Consider the following 23,533-nt stretch of genomic DNA (forward strand, 5'->3'; position numbering starts at 1 on the left):
AATATTATTTGAAAACATTTTTAATTCTTTTTTTATGTCTTTCTGCAGGGTTGTCTTCTCTTCAGGCCCAGGTTATTCATGGTGTTGTTAGAGATAGTGTTACCGAAGAACCAGTATCGTTTGCAAATGTTACGCTGCTAAAAAAAGACCGTGGAGTATCTTGTGATGTTGAAGGTAGATTTGAGTTTGACCTTAATGATGAGAAAGATGATTTGCTGATAAGTTCTGTAGGTTATGAAAATAAAGTAATTAGCCCTCAGAGTTATAAAGGGGAACTATATATTGCTTTGGTTCAAAAAGCTTTAGTGCTTAATGAGGTGGTAATTGATTACAAAAAGAAAAAATATTCCGGCACTAAACATTTGGGTTTAAGCAGGAAATACAAGGTGCAGAAATCGATCCCTTTTGGAACTGAATTTTGCTCCTATATTGAAAATACAGAATACAAAGAAGGGAAAGTGAAGGCTGTATATCTGGATTTAAAAAATGAAAAAGAGTTTGATTACCAAGCAAGTTATAATATAAGGTTTTACGAATATGACAAACTGGAAAAGAAGCCTGGAAAAGAATTGTACGGGCAAAACCTTATGGTATTCCCTGATAATAAAACTTATGAGCTAAAAATAGATGTTGACAGTCTCAATATTATTTTTCCCCGAAATGGTATTTGTGTAGGTGTAGAAGTAATAAATACGCGTTATGAAGGTAAGCTTAAAAGTATGGCTGTAGTTGCTCCACGTATACTTTTTACTCATACTGAGAGAAAAATTATAACATGGAATCGATACCGAAACAAGGAATGGCGGATTGGTACAACAAAATCTCAGGTAAGGGAGGATTTTGTAAATGCCATGATAAACATAGATGTAGTGATAGAAAAATAAAAGAAAGGCAGCCAATTGGCTGCCTTTCTTTTATTTTTATCAATCGGGATATTAAAGCCCGAATGCTTCTTTTACTTTTTCTACATAGTCTAATTTTTCCCATGTAAACAATTCTACTTCCATCGTTTTTTGTTCCCCGTTTGGAGAAGTGAAAGTTTTTGTCACGGTTTCCGGCTTGCGGCCCATGTGTCCGTAGGCGGCAGTTTCACTGTATATAGGGTTTCTTAGCTTAAGGCGCTGCTCAATAAAGTAAGGTCTCATATCAAAAATCTCTTCTACTTTTTTAGCGATTTCACCATCCTTAAGGTCAACTTTTTTAGTTCCGTAAGTGTTTATGTAAATACCCATTGGTTTAGCAACTCCAATAGCATATGATACCTGTACTAAAATCTCATCGGCAACACCTGCAGCAACAAGGTTTTTGGCAATATGGCGGGTTGCATAGGCAGCACTTCGGTCTACTTTACTTGGATCTTTACCCGAGAAAGCACCACCACCGTGAGCACCTTTACCACCATAAGTATCTACAATAATTTTCCTTCCTGTAAGTCCGGCATCACCGTGAGGTCCGCCAATAACAAATTTACCGGTAGGGTTAATGTGGTACTCAATCTCATCATTAAACAGGTAAGCATACTGAGGATTCTTTTCCAGTATTCTCGGTATAAGGATGTTCAGTATATCTTGCTTAATTTTAGCAAGCATAGTTGGCTCATCAGCAAAATCATCATGCTGGGTTGAAATAACTATACTCTTTATTTTTACAGGTTTGTTGTCATCGTCATACTCAAGCGTTACCTGAGATTTAGCATCAGGTCGCAGATAAGTAATCTCTTTATCCTCACGGCGCAAAGCAGCAAGTTCCTGCAATAATTTGTGTGATAGGTTAAGTGCCAAGGGCATATAATCTTCGGTTTCGTTTGTAGCATAACCAAACATCATACCTTGGTCACCGGCTCCCTGTTCTTCCTTAGTAAGCCTGTCTACCCCCTGGTTAATATCCTGAGACTGCTCGTGTATGGCAGATAATACACCACAGGAGTTAGCCTCAAACATATATTCGCTTTTTGTGTAGCCTATTTTCTTAATTACATCGCGTGCAATTTGCTGCACGTCAAGGTAAGTTTTTGATTTTACTTCACCTGCAAGTACAACCTGTCCTGTTGTAACAAGAGTTTCACAGGCTACTTTTGAATCGGCGTCAAAAGCCAGGAAGTTATCAATCAGCGCATCCGAAATCTGGTCAGCAATTTTATCAGGGTGCCCTTCGCTCACTGATTCTGACGTAAATAAATATGCCATAAAATGTTTACTAATTTATGTAATGAAAAACAGTGCTGAATGCGGCAAGTGCTAAAGGGAAGTGGTCCTGCTTTAGCATTTTTTATTGAGGTTGCAATCAGTACAAATCTTTCCTCTAATTTTTTCTCCTGCAAAGGTATAAAACCTATTTGGAATAAAAAAAACTGCTTAGGATTTTAATATTTTTAAAAGAGTTTTTTAACGCTGTTTGTTTAAATACGTAGTATTTAAGTGCCAGCTTATGTGTTTTTAAAATGTTAATTTTTACTTTAGGTATTGTTTATGTCAGGAATTGTTCGGATGTTTGTTGTTCAAAATCAGAGAAATGAAATTTATTATTTGCAATATGTCATACTTTACGTGGAAAATTTCCGCAGGGGTGACTGTTGACTAATTTTAAATTAAAATTATATATGACAAAAAGCCCCTGCCAACAGCAGGGGCTTTTTTATTTTAATTATTTGGCAATAACCGTTATAGGGCATGAAAGTTTTTAATTCGTTTACATCGTTTACCACAACCATTTGTAAGTTCATCTGTATCTCGTATACCTGGATGTGGAAGCCCTATGTATATTGCCAAAAGCGAACGACTTAAATATTTAGTTTTATAATTCAAGTGTAAGGTCCTTTTGGTAAACTCCAGGAGGACCTTTTTTTATTTCAATCATTCTCATTTAAAAATAACAATATTATGAACACAACATCTATTAACGTACTGGGGTATACAGGTAACAATAAGCAATTTGTAGTTAAAACACTTAATACCGATTTAAGGATAAGCGAGAACGAAAAGTTCCCTGAACTGCAGGGGCCTAATCCTTACGAATACATTTTGGCAGGATTTGCAGGTTGTATCAATTCACTGGGACAACTGGTAGCAGAAGAGCAGGGTATAGCGCTGAACTCATTACAGGTAGAAATTACAGGAAATTTCAATGCGGCTAAATATGAAGGCAGGAACACGAAAGAAAGAGCCGGTTTCAGTAAACTGGAAATTACCCTTAAACCGTCAACAAAAGCTTCTTTAATAGCTTTACAGCGATGGGTAAAAGAGATTCAGGCGCGAAGCCCTGTGTATGATAACCTGGTCAACACTACACCTGTCGACCTCATACTCTACAAGGAATACCATTACTAATCGCGTAATGGTTTGATATAAAATATTTTAAGTTGTTTTTGTTTGTTTGTGAAGAATTGGTCTTTCCCCTGCGCCATAACAGGGGGGAGTCCATTCTTAAAAAAGGAAAAAGTAAAAAAGAAAATGAATAACAGGATAAACATAGTGCTCTTCGGTATAGGAAACGTGGGGAGCGCGCTCATAAATAAGGTTTTAAAAGAAAGAAAAGGCCTTGCTTTGGATAATAAAATAGACCTTAGGTTTCCGGTGATTACTAACTCATCAGTAGCCTTTTTTGAAAAAGAGGGCGTGAACTTTTCATGGGAGGCCAACTTTATACAGTTTGGCATTCCGTTCAAAATGGAGGATGTATTGCACTACCTGCATGCTAATAATATTAGCAATCTGATTGCGGTTGATGCTTCGGGAGATGACAGCCTTCCGTTAGATTATACAAAGCTGCTTAAAAGCGGGTTTAATGTAGTATCGGTAAATAAAAATGCAACAGGGTTACCTGCATCTTTTAAAGATGAGGTTAAACTGGCAGCATCGGTACACGGGTTGGAAGCCCTTTTTATAGGTACTCCTAAAGACAGCAGAGGTGAAATAGTACAAAAGCTATATGAAGCTCTGGTAGAGGTTGCCGAAAAACAAAAGAAACTGGCGGCTTAATAAAATAGGGACTAATAATTCATTATCATGTGTGTTTAAAGGGCAGGCCTAAGGGCCTGTCTTTTTTCTTGAATTGAATGGACGTTGCTGTAACTGTTTTGGAATTATATACTTGCAATTCAGTATGCTATTTTTATTTGCATAATATTAATTTATTACATTACTTTGCAGGGTTCTTATACAAATTGATTTGTTATCACGAAAGGCAGAGGGAATAGACCCGATGAAGCCTTAGCAACCCTTTAATCTTTTAAAGAAGGTGCTAAATTCTACCGCAAGCGCGGATAGATAACACAAGGAAAATACTCCCGTATTTTCTCTCTCCACTTTTTTGATGACATATTGATATTATAACGGAACATTAATCCGAATATAAACTATTATGTCAAAAATACATCAGGCTCTTAACGAAAGGATACTTATACTGGATGGTGCTATGGGTACCATGCTGCAGCGGTATAATTTTACGGAAGAAGATTTTAGGGGCGAAAGATTTGCAGATTTTCCGCATCCGTTAAAAGGGAATAACGACCTTTTATCACTAACCCAGCCACAGGCTATAAGGGATATTCATGCCTTATACTTTGAAGCAGGGGCTGATATTGTGGAAACCAATACCTTCTCTGGCACTACCATCGGTATGGCCGATTACCACATGGAACATTTGGTATATGAGCTTAACTATGAATCAGCTAAAATTGCCCGTGAGGTTGCCGATGAATATACTGCCAAAAATCCTGATAAGCCCCGTTTTGTGGCAGGCTCTATAGGGCCTACAAACCGTACAGCAAGCATGTCGCCCGATGTGAACGATCCAGGATCCAGGGCTATTACTTTCGACCAACTCCTAATTGCTTATAAAGAACAGGTACGTGCCCTTATTGACGGGGGTAGTGACCTACTTTTGGTGGAAACCATTTTTGACACACTTAATGCTAAAGCTGCGCTTTTTGCTATAGAGGAAGTAAAAGAGGAATTAGGGCTGGATATACCTGTAATGGTAAGCGGTACAATTACCGATGCTTCGGGCAGGACACTATCAGGACAAACGGTTGAGGCATTTTTGATATCCATTTCACATATACCGCTGTTGAGTGTTGGTTTCAACTGTGCACTGGGTGCCGATCAGTTAAAACCATACCTGAAAAGACTGGCTCACAATACATCATTTAATGTATCGGCACACCCTAATGCGGGACTGCCAAATGCATTTGGGCAGTATGACCAGACAGCAGAGGAGATGCAGGTGCTTATTAAAGAGTATCTGGATGATAATCTGATTAATATTATAGGAGGATGCTGTGGTACAACACCAGAGCATATTAAGTTAATTGCAGAAGTCTCGGCAAACTATGAACCGAGGAAGTTGCCGGTTGTTAGCTAAGAAGAAACATGAAGGAGAATATTCAAAGATATTTAAAGCTGTCGGGGCTGGAGCCGTTAATCGTTACACCCGAGAGTAATTTTATAAATGTAGGGGAACGTACTAATGTTACGGGATCCCGGAAATTCCTGCGTCTTATAAAGGATGAAAAATATGAAGAGGCGTTAGATATTGCCCGTGCCCAGGTTGAGGGTGGTGCCCAGATTATAGATATTAATATGGACGAAGGAATGTTGGACGGCGTTAGTGCCATGACAACATTTCTTAACCTTATAGCATCTGAACCTGATATTGCCCGTGTGCCTATTATGATAGACAGCTCCAAATGGGAGATTATAGAGGCAGGGCTTAAGGTGGTGCAGGGTAAAAGTGTGGTAAACTCCATCAGCCTTAAAGAGGGTGAGGAACTGTTTATTGAACACGCTAAAAAAGTAAAACGCTATGGTGCTGCCGTAATTGTAATGGCTTTTGATGAGGTAGGTCAGGCTGATAACTACCAAAGGCGTATTGATATCTGTAAACGATCATACGATATACTGGTTGATAAGGTGAATTTTCCTCCGGAAGACATCATTTTTGACCCGAACATTTTCCCTGTGGCTACCGGTATGGAGGAGCACCGCAAAAATGCGATTGACTTTTTCCGGGCAGCACAGTGGATACGGCAAAATCTGCCTTATGCCCATGTAAGTGGAGGAGTGAGTAATGTATCATTCTCTTTTAGGGGCAACGATAAGGTAAGGGAGGCAATGCACTCGGCGTTTTTATACCATGCCATTAAGCATGGTATGGATATGGGAATTGTGAATCCTGAAATGCTGGAGGTATATGATGAAATCGATGCGGCCCTTTTAGAGCACGTGGAAGATGTACTGCTTGATCGTAGGGACGATGCCACCGAGCGTCTTTTGGCTTTTGCCGAAAATGTAAAAGGCGATGCTAAGTCGGGAGAGAAGCAGGTGCAGGAATGGCGCTCGCTTCCGTTGCAGGAAAGAATTACCCATGCTCTTGTTAAAGGAATAGATGAATTTATAGAAGCCGATGTGGAAGAAGCACGCCTTTCTGCTGTAAAACCTATTGAGGTTATTGAGATAAACCTAATGGCAGGTATGAATGTGGTGGGCGACTTGTTTGGTAGTGGTAAAATGTTCCTGCCACAGGTGGTTAAGTCGGCACGTGTAATGAAAAAAGCAGTGGCATACCTACTGCCTTTTATCGAAGAAGGTAAAGGCAAGGGGACATCGGCCGGTAAGGTTTTGATGGCAACCGTAAAAGGAGATGTGCACGACATTGGTAAAAATATAGTATCGGTAGTATTGGGGTGTAACAATTTTGAGATTATAGACCTTGGGGTAATGGTGCCGCCGGAAAGGATTATTGAAACCGCCATAAAAGAAGAGGTGGATATTATAGGTTTGAGCGGACTGATAACTCCGTCACTTGATGAAATGGTGTATCTGGCAAAAGAACTGGATAAACTGAATATAAGTATTCCTATCATGATAGGCGGAGCCACAACATCAAGGGCACATACAGCAGTAAAGATAGCGCCTGAATATAGGGAAACAGTAGTGCATGTTAACGATGCTTCGAGGGCTGTAACCGTAGCCGGAAACCTTATTAATACAGGTACAAAAACCGAATATTCCAAAACTATAAGGGAAGAGTATGATAAGCTTAGGGAAGGCTACTTAAACCGTTCGCGCGATAAGGATTTTCTGTCTATAACCGATGCAAGAGCAAATAAGCTTCAGTTGGATTGGGAGAACTACACTGCCTATAAACCAAGGAAAACAGGTATACATACCATTTCACCTTCGTTAAAGGAGTTGGTGACTTATATTGACTGGACACCTTTTTTCCGTACATGGGACCTGCATGGTAAGTACCCCGATATACTTACAGATGAGGTAGTAGGGGAACAGGCAGTAGTCCTGTTTGATGATGCTAAAAAAATGCTGGCCTCTATTATTGATGAAAACTGGATGGAAGCAAAAGGGGTATACGGAATATTTCCGGCAAATCAGGTGAATGACGATGATGTTGTCGTGTATGACGAAAACGGAAACGAACTGGTTACGTTCCTTACGCTAAGGCAGCAGTCGCAAAAAACCAAAGGAGCACCAAACATTGCCCTGTCTGATTTTGTTTGCCCTAAAGAAACAGGTAAAACAGATTATATGGGTGCGTTTTGTGTAACTACCGGTTTTGGTGTGGATGAAAAAGCTACCGAATTTGAAAAGAATCATGACGATTACAACTCCATAATGGTTAAGGCACTGGGCGACCGTTTTGCAGAGGCCTTTGCCGAGTACCTGCATGAAAAGGTTAGGAAGGAATTTTGGGGATATGCCTCTAATGAAGACCTGAGTAATGAGGCACTTATAAAAGAAGAATATAAAGGTATACGCCCGGCACCGGGATATCCTGCCTGCCCGGATCACTTAGAGAAAACAACAATCTGGGAATTGCTGGATGTAGAGAAAAATACGGGTGTAACACTAACCGAAAGTCTTGCTATGTGGCCTGCCTCATCGGTATCGGGGTATTATTTCGGGAATTCTGAAAGTAAGTACTTCGGACTTGGAAAAATTAAACAGGACCAGGTGGAGGATTATGCCAAAAGAAGAAATATAACTATTGATGAAGCCATAAAATGGCTTAACCCAAATATTGCAGATTAAATGAAAGTTACTGAACATATAGAAAATGCAAACGGCAAAACATTGTTCTCTTTCGAGATACTACCTCCGTTAAAGGGACAAAACATACAGTCTATTTTTGATAGTATCGATCCGTTAATGGAATTCAATCCACCTTTTATAGATGTGACCTACCACAGGGAAGAGTATACCTATAAAGAGTTGGCAAACGGACTTTTGGAAAAAAAGGTAGTTAAAAAGCGTCCCGGTACAGTAGGGATATGTTCGGCTATACAAAATAAGTATGGGGTAGATGCTATTCCGCACATTCTTTGCGGTGGTTTTACCAAAGAAGATACCGAGAACTTTTTAATTGACCTTGACTTTTTAGGGATAGACAATGTAGTAGCCTTAAGGGGAGATGCAGTAAAAAGCGAAATTTATTTTAAGCCGGAAAAAGAGGGTAATCAATATGCCAGTGAACTGGTATCACAAATTGTGAATCTTAATAAAGGGATTTACCTGGATGACGATTTGCAAAACACATCGGCAACAGATTTTTGTATCGGGGTGGCAGGGTATCCTGAAAAACACATGGAGGCACCTAGCCTTGATAGTGATATTTATTTCCTTAAGCAAAAAATAAAAAATGGGGCATCATACATAGTAACCCAGATGTTTTTTGACAATAAGAAGTTTTTTGATTTTGTAGACAAATGCAGGAAAGAGGGTGTTACCGTTCCTATCATTCCGGGGTTAAAGCCGCTGTCTACAAAAAAACAGCTTAACCAGGTGCCACACCGCTTTAAGGTAGATCTTCCGGATGAACTTATTATGGAAGTAGTAAAGGCAAAAGATAACGATGCCGTTAGGCAAATAGGTATAGAGTGGTGTATTGCCCAAAGTAAGGAGCTGGTAAAAGCAGGTATACCTGTGTTACATTACTATTCTATGGGCAAGTCAGATAATATTAAGGCTATTGGTAAGGAAGTTTTTTAAACTTACTTCTTGGTCATTTCCCTGAAAACAGACTCCAGGTTTCTGTTTTTCAAATTAAGTTGTAACGTCTTGATGCCGTTATTTTGTGCAAAGTCAAAAATTACAGGGCGCATGTCTTTATCCGTACTGAACGTAAGTTCCCATATGTGTCCCTGTATGTTTTTGGCGATTGTAAGGTTGTCAAGTGTTTTTAGCTTTGCCTCTTCTACGGCAGTATCAAACTCCACCTCGATTATTTGCTGAGAATCCTGTACAAGGTTGTTCAGTTTTTTGTCGGTTACAATTTCTCCTTTATTAATAATGATAACGCGATCGCAAATGGCTTCCACTTCCTGCATAATATGTGTAGAGAGGAAAACGGTTTTATCTTTACCTATATTCTTTATAAGATCACGTATCTCTACGAGTTGGTTTGGGTCAAGCCCGGTTGTAGGTTCATCCAGTATAAGTACCTCAGGGTCGTGAAGTAATGCAGTAGCCAGTCCTACACGCTGACGGTACCCTTTGGAAAGCGAACCTATTTTTTTGTGTGCTTCCGGGGTAAGTCCGGTAAGCTGTATTACTTCCTCAATACGGGATTTAGCAACTTTATAAACATCGGCATTAAAAGCCAGATATTCCCTAACATACAGGTCAAGGTAAAGCGGGTTGTGCTCCGGTAGGTAACCTACCGATTTTTGTACCGCTTTCTCTTCGGTAGTAACATCATGTCCGTTTACACTTGCTGTACCTTCATCGGCAATAAGATAAGTGGTAAGGATTTTCATTAATGTAGATTTTCCGGCACCGTTAGGACCTAAGAAACCAACAATTTCTCCTTTTTTTACTGAAAATGAAACAGCATTAAGCGCTTTTTGTTCGCCGTAGCTTTTAGAAATACCCTTAACCTCGATTGACATATGTTGTGATTTTGAACAAAAGTACTAAGAAAAATAAATGTTGGGTATATAAGCTGTTAATTTTATGAAATTGTGTCATGCACTTGTTTAACCCTTATATACTTAGTATTTATAACGGGTAAATGCATTAAATTTGTATCCGGATGCAAAAAATGGAAAATAATATTGAAGTTAGAAGGTGGCTGGAAGATTTTAATCTTTCGCACCCGTTAGTTATAGCAGGCCCCTGCAGTGCAGAAACAGAGGAGCAGGTACTGGATATTGCAAAGCAGTTAAAACAATCGGACGTTACAATATACCGTGCCGGGATATGGAAACCACGTACCAGGCCGGGAGGTTTTGAAGGTGTAGGTGCCATAGGACTTAAGTGGCTGCAAAAGGCTAAGGAAGAAACCGGACTGCTGATGGCTGTTGAGGTGGCAAATGCCCACCATGTACAACTGGCACTGGAACATGATATAGATGTACTTTGGATAGGTGCCCGTACTACAGTTAACCCTTTTGCAGTTCAGGAAATTGCCGATGCGCTTGCAGGTACCAATAAGATTGTTTTGGTGAAAAATCCTGTGAATCCTGATTTAGCCCTTTGGATTGGCGGCATTGAAAGATTGTACAATGCCGGTATTGAAAAACTGGGGGTAATACACAGGGGATTCTCTACTTATGAGAAAACGAAATACAGGAACATACCGGAATGGCAGCTTGCGATAGAGCTTCATGAAAGATTTCCTAACCTGCCTATTATCTGTGATCCTTCACATATAACAGGTAAGCGGGATATGATTCAGCAGGTGTCACAACAGGCACTTGATCTTAATTATGACGGATTGATGATTGAAACCCATAATAATCCGGATAATGCCTGGAGCGATGCAGCGCAGCAGGTAACACCTGCTGCGCTTAAACAGATATTGAAAAATCTTGTGGTGCGCCATAAATCGGTAGAGGGGGATGCCTTTAATGATAAACTTGAGAAATTAAGGCTTCGCATTGATGAGTATGATACAAAACTGATAGAAATATTAGGTAACCGTATGCGTATTGCTGATGAAATTGGTGTTATTAAAAAAGAAAATAATGTAGCCATACTTCAAAACCGCCGTTGGAAAGCCATATTGGAAAAGATGAAAGCGGGCGGTAAGGAAGAAAGCCTGAGTGAAGAATTTATTCTTCAGCTTTTCAGGGCAATTCATCAGGAAAGCATCAATCATCAGCAAAACATTATTAATAAGGAAGAATAGCAAAACTCATGGGTTTAAAATAATTATCTTTGCCGAATGACAGGACTTGTTTATAAATCTACCGGAAGCTGGTATACCGTTAAAACGGAAGCCGGCGACTTTTATGAATGCCGTATTAAGGGTAAATTCCGTATTAAGGGAATTAAGAGTACTAACCCTGTAGCGGTAGGCGATGTGGTGGATTTTGAACTTGATGAGACTTCAGATGATACTACAGGTACCATTAATAACATCCACGAACGTAAGAATTATATCATTCGTAAATCGGTAAACCTTTCAAAGCAGGTACACATTATAGCTTCTAATATTGATAAGCTTTTCCTGTTGGTGACCATAAATAACCCTGTTACCACTACCAGTTTTATAGATCGTTTTTTAGTAACGGCAGAGGCTTATGGTATTGAAGCAGTAATTGTTTTTAATAAGATTGATACTTTTACCGAAGAGATGCTGGACGAACAGCTTTATCTGCAATACATATACACTACTATAGGTTATAAATGTTTAAGAGTTTCGGCTACAGAAAACAAAGGCATTGATGAGCTTAAAGAATTGATGAAAGGCAACGTGAACATGTTCTCCGGTCATTCGGGAGTTGGAAAATCAACACTTATCAATAAGCTACAGCCTTCTCTAAATCTTAAAACAAAAGAAATATCTGAACAACACAGTCAGGGACAGCACACCACAACCTTTGCCGAAATGTTTGAGCTTGATTTTGATGCCAAAATAATAGATACTCCCGGTATAAGGGGCTTCGGGGTTGTGGATATGGAGAAGGATGAACTGGGGGATTATTTTCCGGAGTTCTTTGCTCTTAAGGATCAGTGTAAGTTTAATAACTGCCTGCATAAAGATGAACCTCATTGTGCCGTTAAAGATGCTCTTGAAAATGATGAGATATCATGGTCACGTTATAAGAGTTACCTGCAAATGTTGGATGGTGAAGACGAGAATTACAGAACCGATATTTACGGCGATGGCCGTAACAGTGATAATCAGGAGTAATGAGAGTAGTAATACAAAGAGTAAACGAAGCATCTGTAACCATAGAGGGCAGAAAAACTGCCGATATTCAAAAAGGACTTTTAATACTTGTAGGTATTGAGGACGCAGACACTAATGAAGATATAAACTGGTTGTGTGCCAAAATAGCAAAGCTCAGAATTTTTGAAGATGATAACGGAGTGATGAACCTAAGTGTTACCGAAGCGGATGGCGATATCATTGTGGTAAGTCAGTTTACCCTGCATGCGGCTACCAAAAAAGGAAATCGCCCATCGTACATAAAAGCGGCAAAGCCAGATGTAGCAATTCCGCTGTACGAAACCTTTGTCAAAACACTACAACAGGAAACAGGTAAGGCTATTCAAACGGGTGAATTTGGTGCCGATATGAAGGTAGCGCTTATAAATGACGGACCTGTTACTATTTTGATTGATTCAAAAAACAAAGAATAATTTTCTGTTTTGTTAAAAACGGTTATTTTTGGATAAAAGTTTTAACAAAATGTTTTTAAGAATTTACACACCTTTACTGCTACTGTTCTTTTTTTATAATCTTAAAGCTCAGGAAAATCTTTCTGCATTTTCCATTCCGGCAGAGTTAAAAGAACATGCCAATGCCGTTGTGCGTTTAAATACTACAAATGTTGAGGTTTCGTCACGTAAATCCATGAAAGTTAGTGAGAAAAAAGTGATTACTTTTTTAAACGAAACAGGATTTGAAAGCGCCGGTTTTTATGAATATTTTTCTGATTCTGAAAAAGTTAAATCCTTACAGGCTGTAATATATAATGCGGCAGGGAGTGAGGTAAAGAAAATTAAGAAAAAAGATTTTAAAATGGCTTCGGTCTCTCAGGGTGCAGGTATTACAGATAATAAAGTGCTGTATCTTGATTATACTCCGGTACAATATCCTTTTACAGTGGTTTATGAAAGTGAAGTAGAAACTATAAATACAGCTTTTATCTCTCCATGGATTCCTGTAGAAGGGCTTTTCACTTCGGTAGAGAAGTCAGAATATACTATTACTTATGACCCCGGTCTTGGATTTAGATATAAGGAATATAGTACCGATGGTATTACAATAACTACAGAGGAGCAGGAAGGTCAGCTTAAATTGATATGTGAAAATGTTCCTGCGATCAAATCGGAGGCGTATACTCCATATTCTTCTATTATGCCAAAAGTAATGTTCTCGTTAACCAGTATCCACCTTGAAGGGGTAGACGGTGAGTTTTCAGACTGGGCTTCTTTTGGATCATGGTATTACAATAATTTGCTTGTGGGGACTGATGAACTTCCTGATGAGACTAAGGTGAAAATAAAAGAGTTAGTTGGTGCAGAAACCGATAGGTTAAAAAAAGCAAGAATAGTATATAAGTACGTTCAGGATAAAACCCGTTATGTTAGTATTCAGCTTGGTATTGGCGGATGGAGGCCTATGCTGGCTAAAGATGTAGACAGGTTGGGATATGGTGATTGTAAAGCACTTTCAAATTATACCAGGGCTTTATTAAAAGAGGTTGGGGTAGAGTCTTACTGTACAGTTATATACGGTGATCCCGGCAAAAGAGATATTACAGATGATTTTGTTTCTATGCAGGGTAATCATATGATACTCGCAATCCCGAACAATGACGAAATGATATGGCTTGAATGTACCAGTCAGGTTGTTCCGTTTGCATTTCAGGGTAATTTTACCGATGACAGAATGGCTTTGGTTATCAAGCCTGAAAAGGGAGAGTTAATGCGCACTCATGTTTATGAAAAGGAAGAGAATACTCAGTTTTTAAAAGGCAACTATACCCTTTCCGGTAACGGGAAAATAACAGGAAGTCTTACTGTAGTGTCAAAAGGTATACAATACAATAATAAGTACCATCTTGAGGGAAGTTCACAGGATGACCTGGATAAAGTTTACAAGTCCAGTTATTTTAGTAATATCAATAATCTTAAACTCAATAAAATCCAGCTTTCCAATAATCGCAAAGATGCTGAATTTACAGAAGAGTTGGAGCTTGAGGCAAACAGCTACGCAAGTCTAAGCGGGCAAAGATTAATATTTGCTGTTAATGCTTTTAACCAAAATGATAATGTACCGCAGCGCTACAGGAAGAGATATAATCCTTTTGAAATTCTACGAGGCTATTTTGATAGTGATGAGGTTGTTATAACCCTGCCTGAAGGGTATACTATAGAGGCTATGCCTAATCCTGTAGATATTAAAGAGAAATTTGGGGAGTACAAGGCAGAGTGTAATATTGTTGAGGGGAATAAGCTTATATATAAAAGGGCTCTTGTAATTAACAAAGGTATGTATGAAAAATCAGATTACGACCTGTACAGGCAGTTTAGGGAAAAAATAAGCCGTAATGATAATGCAAAAGTAGTACTACTAAAACAATAAAAGCACAAACCAAATCAAAACCAAACCTTACAATCATGAAGATTTTTAATTTTTTTATGCTCCTGTTTTTAACAGGTTATACTACCTATGCCCAAAAATATGAGCTTGGGAAAGTAACTAAAGAGGAACTGGCTGAAAAAAGGCATCCGTCAGACTCTACAGCGCCGGCAGCAATATTATTTTCAAGAGGGGAAACCTATATGGAGCTTTCAGAGAATGAAGGTTTTACTTTAGTTACCGAAGTTGATATGAAAATAAAGATATATACCAAGGACGGGTATGATTGGGCAAATAAAGCTGTAAGTTATTATCATTCTGATAACGGAGATGAGTCGGTTGATTTTAATAAAGCGGCAACTTATAACCTGGTAGATGGTAAAATTGAAAAAACGAAATTAAAAAGAGAAGGAGAGTTTGATGAAGAGTTAAGCAAGTTTTACAGGCAGAAAAAAATAATGATGCCCGATGTAAAAGAGGGTAGCATTGTAGAATATCAATATGAGATAAGATCTCCTTTTACCAGTATTTTTCCTGAGTGGAGATTTCAGGAGTCTATCCCGGTAAACTATTCTGAATATACAACCAGGATACCTCAATATTATACTTTTAACCCTGTGTTCAGGGGGTATCTTGTACCTAAGGTTAACAGGACAAAGAATAATAAAAAGTTTGTTTATACATCAAAAAACAGAAGTGGAGGACAGGGTTTTAGTGCTGTTAAAACCGGTTTTTCTAACAACGAGATTAACTATTTTGAAGATGTTGTAACCTACATTATAGAGAATGCTCCAATGCTAAAAGGAGAGCGTTTTGTTAACAATATAGATAATTATACCAGTAGTATTGAACATGAGCTTACCATGACGCAATACCCTAACGAGACAGTAAAATCATACTCTCATACATGGGAAGATTTGGCTAAAACTATTTATAAGAATGATAATTTTGGAGGTGAGCTCAAAAAAACAAATTATTTTGAGGATGATGTTGATGCTCTTATAGAGGGTATTACTTCGCCTGAAGAAAAATTAGCCATCATTTTTACTTATGTAAGAGACAGGATGAACTGGAATGATTATTATGGATATAGTTGTCATGATGGGGTTAAACAGGCCTATAAAAGTAAAACCGGTAATATTGCTGAAATTAACTTAATGCTTACAGCAATGCTCAATTATGCCGGTTTAGAAGCTAATCCGGTATTGGTAACTACCAGATCATCTAAAATAGCATTATTTCCTAACAGATCGGCTTTTAATTATGTGATTGCATCTGTTGAGCTACAGGGAGGCTTTGTACTTCTTGATGCGAGTTCAAAAGCTGCACTGCCTAATATAAGACCTATAAGGTCGCTTAACTGGGAGGGTAGATTGATAAAGAAAGACGGAACTTCGGTTGCGATTAATATGTTGCCTCAGTTTAACTCGAAGGAGAATATTACCATAATGGGAGAAATAGGAGAAGACGGAATTATATCTGGTAAAGCAAGAGATCAATATTATGATTATCATGCCTATTTGTTTAGGGAAGCATATAGTGGTACAAATGAAGATAGTTACCTTGAAAAACTAGAAAAAAGATATGATGGTATTGAGATCAATGACTACAATGTGGTATATGATGAATTTAGTAAGCCCGTAACAGAAGAATTTAATTTTACTCATAATAATATTACAGATGTAATAGGGGATAAGATGTATATTAATCCATTACTGTTTTTTACTAGAGAAGAGAATCCTTTTAAACAGGAAAAAAGGGAATATCCCATAGATTTTGTTTTTCCTTCGGAATATAGATATATGATTAATTTAAAAATTCCTGACGGATATATGGTAGAGTCGTTGCCGGAGTCTATTGCTTTGGCTATGGAAGAAAACATAGGGTCGTTTAAATTTACTATCCAGGCCCAAAACAATCAAATACAGCTTATGGCTGTTTCTGATATAAATTATGCCAATGTTTCTCCGGTGTATTATACTGTGATTAAGAATTTTTATCAGAAAATGATAGAAAAACAAACTGAAAAAATTGTACTTACAAAAAAGATTTAAATGAAAACAGGAAAACAAGCTAGTGTTTTATTATTGTTATTAACTACAGCTACTTTATTTGCTCAAAACTATAAGCCGGGGAAAGTGTCTGAAAAAGAGTTGGAAGAAAAAGCATGTCCCTATGATACTGATGCCCCTGCGGCTATACTGTATGAAAAAGGGGAAATTTCTTTTGATTTTAACAGTCAGGGCAAATGGATTATAGTAACCGATGTTTTTGTGAGACTTAAAGTGTATAGTAAAGACGGTTATGGTTATGCAAATGAAGGCGTGAGTTATTATGTTGATGGGGTAAATAGTGAAAGCGTTGATTTTTCAGATCTTGTTGTTTATAATTTGGCAGACGGAAAGGTTGATAAGACTAAAATTAAAGATGATGATGTTTTTGATGAAGGGATAAATAAAAAATGGAGGGTTAAAAAAGTAGCATTTCCTAATGTGAAAGAAGGTAGTGTTATTGAGTTTCGTTATGTGAAAAAAACGCCTTATATAGCTAGCCTGCCAGACTGGTACTTTCAAAGAGATATTCCGGTTAAAAGATCAGAGGTTGAATTTGCTGTACCACAATGTTTTGTTTACAGCAGGATATTGAGTCCTTACTTTCCTTTAGAACAGGATAAAAAAACCAGAAATGCCTATAAGGAGTATAGTACATCAGTAGGTAAAGGGGTTTATGGCACGTCAAGCGGATCTAACAAATCAGAAAAGGCATCATTAACATTTACTGAAAATGTATATATCTATAAAGCCGAAAACGTACCTGCTTTAAAGAATGAGATATTTGTAGATAATATTAATAATTACAGGTCTTTTGTGAAACATCAGTTATCCAGTTCACAAATGCCCGGAGAACCAGAAAAGAAATATGCCTCAGACTGGGATACTGTTGCAGCCAAAATATACGAAGATGAAGATTTTGGAAAACAAATTGAAAACCAGTCTTACTACAAGGAAGACGTTGATGCTCTATTGAAAGGAGTAACTGGCGATGAGAAAAAAGTAGAGATTATTTTTGATTATGTGAAAAATAAAATGGCATGGAACGGAGATAAATCATATTTGTGTACAGGCAATTTAAAAAGAGCATACGAGAGCAGAACCGGTAATTCTGCCGATATAAACCTTATGTTGGTTTCCATGCTTAAGTATGCTGGTGTAAATGCTAATCCAATACTTTTAAGTACGAGAGATAACGGGCACGTGGCTTTTGTAAACAGGAGCGAGTTTAACTATGTTATAGCAGGGGCTCAATTACCCGGTAAAGTAGTGCTTTTGGATGCTACAAGTAAAAATGCAGGTATTGATGTGGTTCCGGTAAGGACCCTTAATGTTTTCGGAAGGATGATTACTGATGACTTGAAGGCAAAGGAAATTAGTTTGATGCCTGAAAAGAAGTCCAGAACAAATGTTATGCTGATTGCTTCCCTGGATGCTGAAGGTCAAATAGATGCCAACATGAAAAAGCAGTATTTTGATTATGAAGCTTTAATTTACAGAGAAGAAAAAGTAAATACCTCAGATGATGATAAAATCAGAAGACTGGAAAACAGATATGGTATCAGGATTGAAGAATATACAGCATCAAATGTAAAAGAGGTTGGTAAAGCAGTAGTAGAAGAGGTGTCGTTTACAAGTGACGTAGATGTAGCAGGTAATAAAATGTACTTTTCTCCAATGCTTATGCTTGGTATGACACAAAATCCTTTTAAACAGGAAGAAAGGGTTTATCCTATTGATATTTTGTATCCGCGTCAGGAAAGATATGCTATAACAATAAATATTCCCGAGGGTTATAAAGTAGAGTCGTTGCCCGAATCAATGGCATTAGGCACACAAGACGATTTTGTTTCTTACAAGTTTGTAGTGGCTGTAAATCAAAATAATCAAATACAAATTATAGCACAGGAAGACGTTAAATATGCCAGGATTAACCCAGAATACTATAAGGACTTAAAAGCGTTCTACGGAGATCTGGTTAAAAAGCAAACCGAGAAAATAGTCTTGGTAAAAGAATAGTTATGAAAAAAATTACAATTCTCTTTTTTCTTTTAATATCACTTGTTGTAACGGCAAAGGATTATGGAGTAGGTAAAGTATCTAAAGAGGAGCTAATGGAGAAAGAGCATCCTCTCGATCCTTCGGCAGATGCAGCGATATTATACAAGAAGGGTAATACTCACTTTAAAATAGATAATGATAAATGGGTTATTATTACAGAAGTTGAGGTAAGGCTAAAGATTTATACTAAAAAAGGTTACAAATATGGAAACGTTAATGTGCCTTATTATTACAAAAGAGTAAATGGGGAGTCGGTTACTTTTGAAGAAGCTTCTACTTATAATCTTGTAAATGGTGAAATTGAGAAAACATCCCTTAAAAAGGGAGATGATCATACAGATGAAGTAAGTTCTACCAGACGGATAAAAAAAATAATACTCCAGGATGTAAAGGAAGGCTCGGTTATAGAATATAAGTATGTAGTAAAATCACCTTATATACATAGTTTTCCGGATTGGTATTTTCAGGAGAAAACCCCTGTAAACTATATAGAATATACTGTGAATATCCCTCAGCTTTTTACCTATAACAGAATTTTAAATTCTTATTACGAGCTAAAGGAAGAAACAGAAGTTAACAGGAAATCATTATATGTTAGAAGTGCGAAAATTACTTTTCAGGAAATTACGCAAACTTATACTATTGAAAATCTTCCGGCATTTAAAACAGAAAGCTATATAGATAACCCCGATAATTACAGGTTGTATGTAAAGCATGAGTTGGCATCGGCCAGAGATCTGGATGAAAAAGAAACAAAATATACCAGTAGTTGGGAGTCGGTAGCAAAAACTTTGTATGATGACGATGACTTTGGCAGAGAGATTAAAAAGACCTCTTATTTTAAAGATGATATTGATGCTTTGATTAAGGGCGTTGATGATGATAACGAAAAGCTCACTATTGTTTTTAATTATGTAAAAGACAGGATGGCCTGGAATGAAAAACGTGGTCTTTACTGTGTTGACGGAGTAAAAAAAGCATATGACGAAAGATCTGGTAGCTGTGCTGAAATAAACCTAATGCTTACTGCTATGCTAAGGTATGCCGGACTTAATGCAAACCCTGTTGTGTTAAGTACAAAAGATAATGGGTTTGCTACCTATGCAAGTATCAATTCGTATGATTTTGTAATATCTGCTGTTGAGGTAAACGATAAACAAATTCTGCTGGATGCGACCGAATCTTTTTCAAGTCCTGACATTCTTCCGGTAAGAGATTTAAATGGTTCAGGGTGGTTGCTAAGTGACAACAATACATGGAAGGAAGTTAAGCTTGATCCCGTAAAGCTGTCAAGAGAAATGGTATTTGTAAATGCTAAAGTTAGTGCAGACGGAACTGTTACGGGTAAGTTAAACTGTAAATATTCAGATTACGATGCCATGATGTATAAAGTGTATTTTGATAATATTCCGGATGATAAACACATGGCTAAGTTGGAAAACGCTATGGGGAATATTGAAATAAGTAATTTGGAGTATAAGCCCGATGAGGAAAGCTTAGTTCAGGTAAGTTATGATTTTAATTCTGTAGGACACGCAGAAGTAGTAGGCGATATAATTTATTTATCTCCGCTACTGTTTTATACAGAAACTGAAAATAGTTTTAATGAGGAAAAGCGATTATATTCGTTAGATTTTGTGTATCCTTCACAGGTAAGATATAACTTTGTGTTTACCATTCCCGAGGGTTATGCTGTTGAATCGATGCCCGAACCAATTCGTCTTTCAAGTGTAGACGGTATAATTGATTTTACTTTCAGGTTAAGCAGTTCCGGGAACCAGATACAGGTATTGTGCATAAGTGCACAAAATTATTCTACAGTTGGGCCGGAATATTATGAGAGCCTTAAGGAAATGGAAGGACTTACTTTAAAAAAGCAGGCAGAAAAAATAGTACTTAAAAAAATATAAAATGGATATTAAAAACGCACAGCAGGAAGTTGATAACTGGATAAAGGAACACGGTGTTCGTTATTTTAATGAGCTAACTAATATGGCGCAACTTACCGAGGAGGTAGGAGAGGTAGCAAGAATTATTGCCCGCCGTTATGGTGAGCAAAGTGAAAAAGAGAGCGATAAAAATAAGGACTTGGGTGAAGAGCTGGCCGATGTTGTTTTTGTAGTGTTGTGCCTTGCAAACCAAACAGGAGTAGACTTACAGGCTGCTTTTGATAAAAAAATGGACCTTAAAACCAAACGTGATCACGATCGTCATCACAATAATGAAAAACTAAAGTAAAATTTCTTATTTTTGAGTTGTTACAAGCCTAAATGATTATGAAAGAAAAAATAGCACATTTTATAGGGGGTATAGTTATCTTCTTTCCGCTTGCTGTCATTCTTGTCCTTATTGACGGGTGGAATGACTTTGAGAACAAATGGCGCTTTATGGCATCTTTTACTTTGTTTATGACATTTTTTGAAATGTTTGTATTGTCAAAGATTAGGGAAGGGAAGTGGTTTAGTAAGAAAAATAAAAATATTTAGATTAATGAATATTCTACTAAAAGCATCCTTCGGGATGCTTTCGTCGTCAATACACATAACAGGAAGTAAATCAGAATCTAACAGACTTTTACTATTACAGGCTTTGTATCCTCAAATTATCGTGAAAAATGTTTCCGACTCTGATGATTCATCTGTTATGACTAAAGCATTAGAGAGTGATGATAGCGTGATAGATATTCATCATGCCGGTACCGCCATGCGTTTTCTTACGGCTTATTTTGCGGTAACTCCCGGTAGGGAAGTAGTGCTTACGGGTTCTGCCAGAATGAAAGAACGCCCTATAGGTATTCTTGTAGATGCTTTAAGGAGTCTAGGAGCTAAAATAGAATATGTGGAAAATGAAGGTTATCCGCCATTAAGGATTACAGGAGCTGAGATAAATTCTGATAAAGTTACTTTAAAGGCAAACATAAGTAGTCAGTATATTACGGCTTTATTACTTGTTGCGGCTAAACTTAAAAACGGACTTGAAATTACACTTGACGGAGAAATAACATCATTGCCTTACCTTCAAATGACACTTAATCTTTTAAATCAGGTTGGAATATCGGCAACTTTAGAGAATAATGTGATTACGGTTGGGCCTGTACAGCAGGTAAAACCAATAACATTAACCGTTGAGAGTGACTGGAGTAGTGCTTCTTACTTTTATTCTCTGGTAGCATTGGCTCAAAAGGGAACAGAAGTAAGCCTTTCGTCTTATGTGCAAAAAAGCCTTCAGGGCGATAGTGCACTTGCAGAGGTTTATAAAAAGCTTGGCGTTGAAACCACTTTTAACAGAAATACAATCACATTAAAAAATATAGGGGAGGTAAAAAAACAGCTTGATCTCAATTTGGTAAATACACCCGATATAGCCCAGACCATTGCTGTAACCTGTTTCGGTTTAGGGGTAGGGTGCCATTTAACCGGACTCCACACCCTTAAAATTAAGGAAACCGACAGGCTGGAAGCTCTTAAAACAGAGCTTACAAAACTAGGAGCTGTAGTTACCGTGACTAATAATTCCCTTACATTAGAACCGTCAACTCATATAAACAGTGAAGTAGCTATAAATACTTATAACGATCATCGTATGGCAATGGCATTTGCTCCGCTTGCATTAAAAACATCGGTTATAATAAATGATGCTGGTGTGGTTTCTAAATCTTACCCATCATTTTGGGACGACATGCAGCAGGTAGGTATAGCTGTAAAAACGCTTTAAATTAAAGGCTTTTGTCAGTTAAAAAATAAATATATCCCAAAATACTTGACAACCCCTGTTTCGCGGTAGTATATTTGCATCCAATTAAAAATACAAAGATGAAATTATCAAACTTCAATTTCAATCTGCCAAAAGAATTGCTGGCTGAATTTCCTGCAGAAAACAGGGATGAATCCCGTTTAATGGTGGTTAACAGAAAAACAAATACTATTGAGCACAGGCTTTTTAAAGATATTCTTGAGTATTTTGACGAAGGTGATGTAATGGTGCTTAATAATACTAAAGTATTTCCTGCCCGTTTATATGGTAATAAAGAAAAAACCGGAGCTAGGATTGAGGTTTTCCTGTTACGTGAACTGAATTCAGAACAACGTCTTTGGGATGTGCTTGTAGATCCTGCAAGGAAAATCAGGATAGGTAATAAACTTTATTTCGGAGATGATGATTCTCTTGTAGCTGAGGTTATAGATAACACTACTTCAAGGGGAAGAACTTTACGATTTTTATACGATGGCTCATACGAAGAGTTTAGAGCTAAACTTAACGAACTTGGAGAAACTCCAATACCTAAATACATAAACAGGGAAGTGGTTCCTGAGGATGCAGACCGTTACCAGACTATCTATGCTAAAGAAGAAGGAGCTGTTGCTGCGCCAACTGCCGGACTTCACTTCTCTAAACACCTTTTAAAAAGGCTTGAGATAAAAGGTATTGACTTTGCAGAGGTTACGCTTCACGTTGGTTTAGGAACTTTTAACCCGGTTGAGGTAGAAGATCTTTCTAAGCATAAAATGGATTCTGAAGAATTAATCATTACTCAGGAGGCCTGTGATATTGTAAACAAGGCTAAAACTGCTAAAAGTAAAGTATGTGCTGTAGGTACAACTACTATGAGGGCAATGGAAAGTTCGGTTTCTTCACAAAAAACATTAAACCCTTATGTAGGATGGACTAACAAGTTTATATTCCCCCCATATGATTTTAGTGTTGCTGATTGTATGATTACTAATTTCCATACACCAAAATCTACACTTCTTATGATGATTAGTGCATTTATGGGGCATGATTTAATGAAGAAGGCGTATGAAGAGGCAGTGAAGGAAGGGTATAAATTCTACTCTTACGGAGATGCGATGCTTATTCTTTAATTAGAAAAA

Annotated in this window: 19 protein-coding genes and 1 riboswitch; of the genes, 17 read left to right on the top strand and 2 right to left on the bottom strand. The window is 37.6% G+C overall.

Features of this window, described 5'->3' with window-relative positions; translation table 11 throughout:
- Positions 1–8 precede the first annotated feature (8 nt).
- Positions 9–884, top strand: coding sequence for a carboxypeptidase-like regulatory domain-containing protein (locus ABS768_RS07120; RefSeq protein WP_408074261.1), 876 nt, complete (start codon positions 9–11; stop codon positions 882–884).
- A gap of 51 nt (positions 885–935) precedes the next feature.
- Here ABS768_RS07120 and metK read toward each other — a convergent pair whose 3' ends face one another.
- Positions 936–2,186 (bottom strand): methionine adenosyltransferase, encoded by a 1,251-nt coding sequence (metK, locus tag ABS768_RS07125; protein ID WP_408074262.1) that lies wholly within the window; start codon positions 2,184–2,186, stop codon positions 936–938.
- Positions 2,187–2,879: 693 nt separating this feature from the next.
- Between metK and ABS768_RS07130 the strand changes: the two genes are divergently transcribed.
- The 5 genes from ABS768_RS07130 (at position 2,880) to metF (ending at position 9,002) form a co-directional block, all read left to right on the top strand.
- Positions 2,880–3,326: an OsmC family protein gene (locus tag ABS768_RS07130; protein WP_408074263.1), complete on the top strand. Its 447-nt coding sequence runs from the start codon at positions 2,880–2,882 to the stop codon at positions 3,324–3,326.
- A gap of 123 nt (positions 3,327–3,449) precedes the next feature.
- Positions 3,450–3,977, top strand: coding sequence for a hypothetical protein (locus ABS768_RS07135; protein ID WP_408074264.1), 528 nt, complete (start codon positions 3,450–3,452; stop codon positions 3,975–3,977).
- Between the two features lie 190 nt (positions 3,978–4,167).
- A riboswitch (SAM riboswitch) is annotated at positions 4,168–4,272 on the top strand.
- Between the two features lie 87 nt (positions 4,273–4,359).
- Positions 4,360–5,361 (top strand): homocysteine S-methyltransferase family protein, encoded by a 1,002-nt coding sequence (locus tag ABS768_RS07140; RefSeq protein WP_408074265.1) that lies wholly within the window; start codon positions 4,360–4,362, stop codon positions 5,359–5,361.
- A gap of 8 nt (positions 5,362–5,369) precedes the next feature.
- The gene (gene metH / locus ABS768_RS07145; protein ID WP_408074266.1) at positions 5,370–8,045 is read left to right on the top strand and encodes a methionine synthase; all 2,676 of its coding nucleotides are present in this window, start codon (positions 5,370–5,372) and stop codon (positions 8,043–8,045) included.
- Positions 8,046–9,002, top strand: a complete 957-nt coding sequence (metF, locus tag ABS768_RS07150; protein WP_408074267.1) for a methylenetetrahydrofolate reductase [NAD(P)H] — start codon at positions 8,046–8,048, stop codon at positions 9,000–9,002. It begins immediately after the preceding gene.
- Positions 9,003–9,004: 2 nt separating this feature from the next.
- Here metF and gldA read toward each other — a convergent pair whose 3' ends face one another.
- Positions 9,005–9,901: a gliding motility-associated ABC transporter ATP-binding subunit GldA gene (gene gldA / locus ABS768_RS07155; RefSeq protein WP_408074268.1), complete on the bottom strand. Its 897-nt coding sequence runs from the start codon at positions 9,899–9,901 to the stop codon at positions 9,005–9,007.
- Between the two features lie 152 nt (positions 9,902–10,053).
- Here gldA and ABS768_RS07160 point away from each other — a divergent pair, with 152 nt between their 5' ends.
- The 11 genes from ABS768_RS07160 to queA all read left to right on the top strand — a co-directional run bounded on the left by ABS768_RS07160 (position 10,054) and on the right by queA (position 23,524).
- Complete coding sequence (locus ABS768_RS07160; RefSeq protein WP_408074269.1) at positions 10,054–11,142, top strand: chorismate mutase; 1,089 nt, start codon at positions 10,054–10,056, stop codon at positions 11,140–11,142.
- Positions 11,143–11,178: 36 nt separating this feature from the next.
- On the top strand, positions 11,179–12,150 hold the full coding sequence (rsgA, locus tag ABS768_RS07165; protein WP_408074270.1) for a ribosome small subunit-dependent GTPase A: 972 nt from the start codon (positions 11,179–11,181) through the stop codon (positions 12,148–12,150).
- Entirely contained in the window at positions 12,150–12,602 is a 453-nt protein-coding gene (dtd, locus tag ABS768_RS07170; protein WP_408074271.1) for a D-aminoacyl-tRNA deacylase, read from the top strand. Before rsgA ends, dtd begins: the two co-directional genes overlap by 1 nt.
- Positions 12,603–12,651: 49 nt before the next feature.
- Complete coding sequence (locus ABS768_RS07175; RefSeq protein ID WP_408074272.1) at positions 12,652–14,553, top strand: DUF3857 domain-containing protein; 1,902 nt, start codon at positions 12,652–12,654, stop codon at positions 14,551–14,553.
- Positions 14,554–14,588: 35 nt separating this feature from the next.
- Positions 14,589–16,604, top strand: a complete 2,016-nt coding sequence (locus ABS768_RS07180; protein WP_408074273.1) for a DUF3857 and transglutaminase domain-containing protein — start codon at positions 14,589–14,591, stop codon at positions 16,602–16,604.
- Positions 16,605–18,620 carry a DUF3857 domain-containing protein gene (locus ABS768_RS07185; RefSeq protein ID WP_408074274.1) on the top strand — a complete coding sequence of 672 codons (2,016 nt, stop codon included), beginning with the start codon at positions 16,605–16,607 and terminating at the stop codon, positions 18,618–18,620.
- 2 nt (positions 18,621–18,622) lie between these two features.
- Entirely contained in the window at positions 18,623–20,572 is a 1,950-nt protein-coding gene (locus ABS768_RS07190) for a DUF3857 domain-containing protein (RefSeq protein ID WP_408074275.1), read from the top strand.
- Between the two features lies 1 nt (position 20,573).
- Positions 20,574–20,900: a nucleotide pyrophosphohydrolase gene (locus ABS768_RS07195; protein ID WP_035133884.1), complete on the top strand. Its 327-nt coding sequence runs from the start codon at positions 20,574–20,576 to the stop codon at positions 20,898–20,900.
- 38 nt (positions 20,901–20,938) lie between these two features.
- On the top strand, positions 20,939–21,148 hold the full coding sequence (locus tag ABS768_RS07200) for a hypothetical protein (RefSeq protein WP_408074276.1): 210 nt from the start codon (positions 20,939–20,941) through the stop codon (positions 21,146–21,148).
- A gap of 4 nt (positions 21,149–21,152) precedes the next feature.
- Positions 21,153–22,376, top strand: a complete 1,224-nt coding sequence (gene aroA / locus ABS768_RS07205) for a 3-phosphoshikimate 1-carboxyvinyltransferase (RefSeq protein ID WP_408074277.1) — start codon at positions 21,153–21,155, stop codon at positions 22,374–22,376.
- Between the two features lie 98 nt (positions 22,377–22,474).
- Complete coding sequence (gene queA / locus ABS768_RS07210) at positions 22,475–23,524, top strand: tRNA preQ1(34) S-adenosylmethionine ribosyltransferase-isomerase QueA (RefSeq protein WP_330442514.1); 1,050 nt, start codon at positions 22,475–22,477, stop codon at positions 23,522–23,524.
- Positions 23,525–23,533: the final 9 nt, after the last annotated feature.

Origin of the sequence: Flavobacterium rhizophilum, assembly GCF_046000485.1 — a bacterium.
GTDB lineage: Bacteria > Bacteroidota > Bacteroidia > Flavobacteriales > Flavobacteriaceae > Flavobacterium > Flavobacterium rhizophilum.

What these genes read in the sequence shown, in the direction of transcription:
- metK (WP_408074262.1), bottom strand. Translation starts at nt 2,186, where the DNA reads ATGGCATATTTATTTACGTCAGAATCAGTGAGCGAAGGGCACCCTGAT.
- ABS768_RS07130 (WP_408074263.1), top strand. Translation starts at nt 2,880, where the DNA reads ATGAACACAACATCTATTAACGTACTGGGGTATACAGGTAACAATAAG.
- ABS768_RS07135 (WP_408074264.1), top strand. Translation starts at nt 3,450, where the DNA reads ATGAATAACAGGATAAACATAGTGCTCTTCGGTATAGGAAACGTGGGG.
- ABS768_RS07140 (WP_408074265.1), top strand. Translation starts at nt 4,360, where the DNA reads ATGTCAAAAATACATCAGGCTCTTAACGAAAGGATACTTATACTGGAT.
- metH (WP_408074266.1), top strand. Translation starts at nt 5,370, where the DNA reads ATGAAGGAGAATATTCAAAGATATTTAAAGCTGTCGGGGCTGGAGCCG.
- metF (WP_408074267.1), top strand. Translation starts at nt 8,046, where the DNA reads ATGAAAGTTACTGAACATATAGAAAATGCAAACGGCAAAACATTGTTC.
- gldA (WP_408074268.1), bottom strand. Translation starts at nt 9,901, where the DNA reads ATGTCAATCGAGGTTAAGGGTATTTCTAAAAGCTACGGCGAACAAAAA.
- ABS768_RS07160 (WP_408074269.1), top strand. Translation starts at nt 10,054, where the DNA reads ATGGAAAATAATATTGAAGTTAGAAGGTGGCTGGAAGATTTTAATCTT.
- rsgA (WP_408074270.1), top strand. Translation starts at nt 11,179, where the DNA reads ATGACAGGACTTGTTTATAAATCTACCGGAAGCTGGTATACCGTTAAA.
- dtd (WP_408074271.1), top strand. Translation starts at nt 12,150, where the DNA reads ATGAGAGTAGTAATACAAAGAGTAAACGAAGCATCTGTAACCATAGAG.
- ABS768_RS07175 (WP_408074272.1), top strand. Translation starts at nt 12,652, where the DNA reads ATGTTTTTAAGAATTTACACACCTTTACTGCTACTGTTCTTTTTTTAT.
- ABS768_RS07180 (WP_408074273.1), top strand. Translation starts at nt 14,589, where the DNA reads ATGAAGATTTTTAATTTTTTTATGCTCCTGTTTTTAACAGGTTATACT.
- ABS768_RS07185 (WP_408074274.1), top strand. Translation starts at nt 16,605, where the DNA reads ATGAAAACAGGAAAACAAGCTAGTGTTTTATTATTGTTATTAACTACA.
- ABS768_RS07190 (WP_408074275.1), top strand. Translation starts at nt 18,623, where the DNA reads ATGAAAAAAATTACAATTCTCTTTTTTCTTTTAATATCACTTGTTGTA.
- ABS768_RS07195 (WP_035133884.1), top strand. Translation starts at nt 20,574, where the DNA reads ATGGATATTAAAAACGCACAGCAGGAAGTTGATAACTGGATAAAGGAA.
- ABS768_RS07200 (WP_408074276.1), top strand. Translation starts at nt 20,939, where the DNA reads ATGAAAGAAAAAATAGCACATTTTATAGGGGGTATAGTTATCTTCTTT.
- aroA (WP_408074277.1), top strand. Translation starts at nt 21,153, where the DNA reads ATGAATATTCTACTAAAAGCATCCTTCGGGATGCTTTCGTCGTCAATA.
- queA (WP_330442514.1), top strand. Translation starts at nt 22,475, where the DNA reads ATGAAATTATCAAACTTCAATTTCAATCTGCCAAAAGAATTGCTGGCT.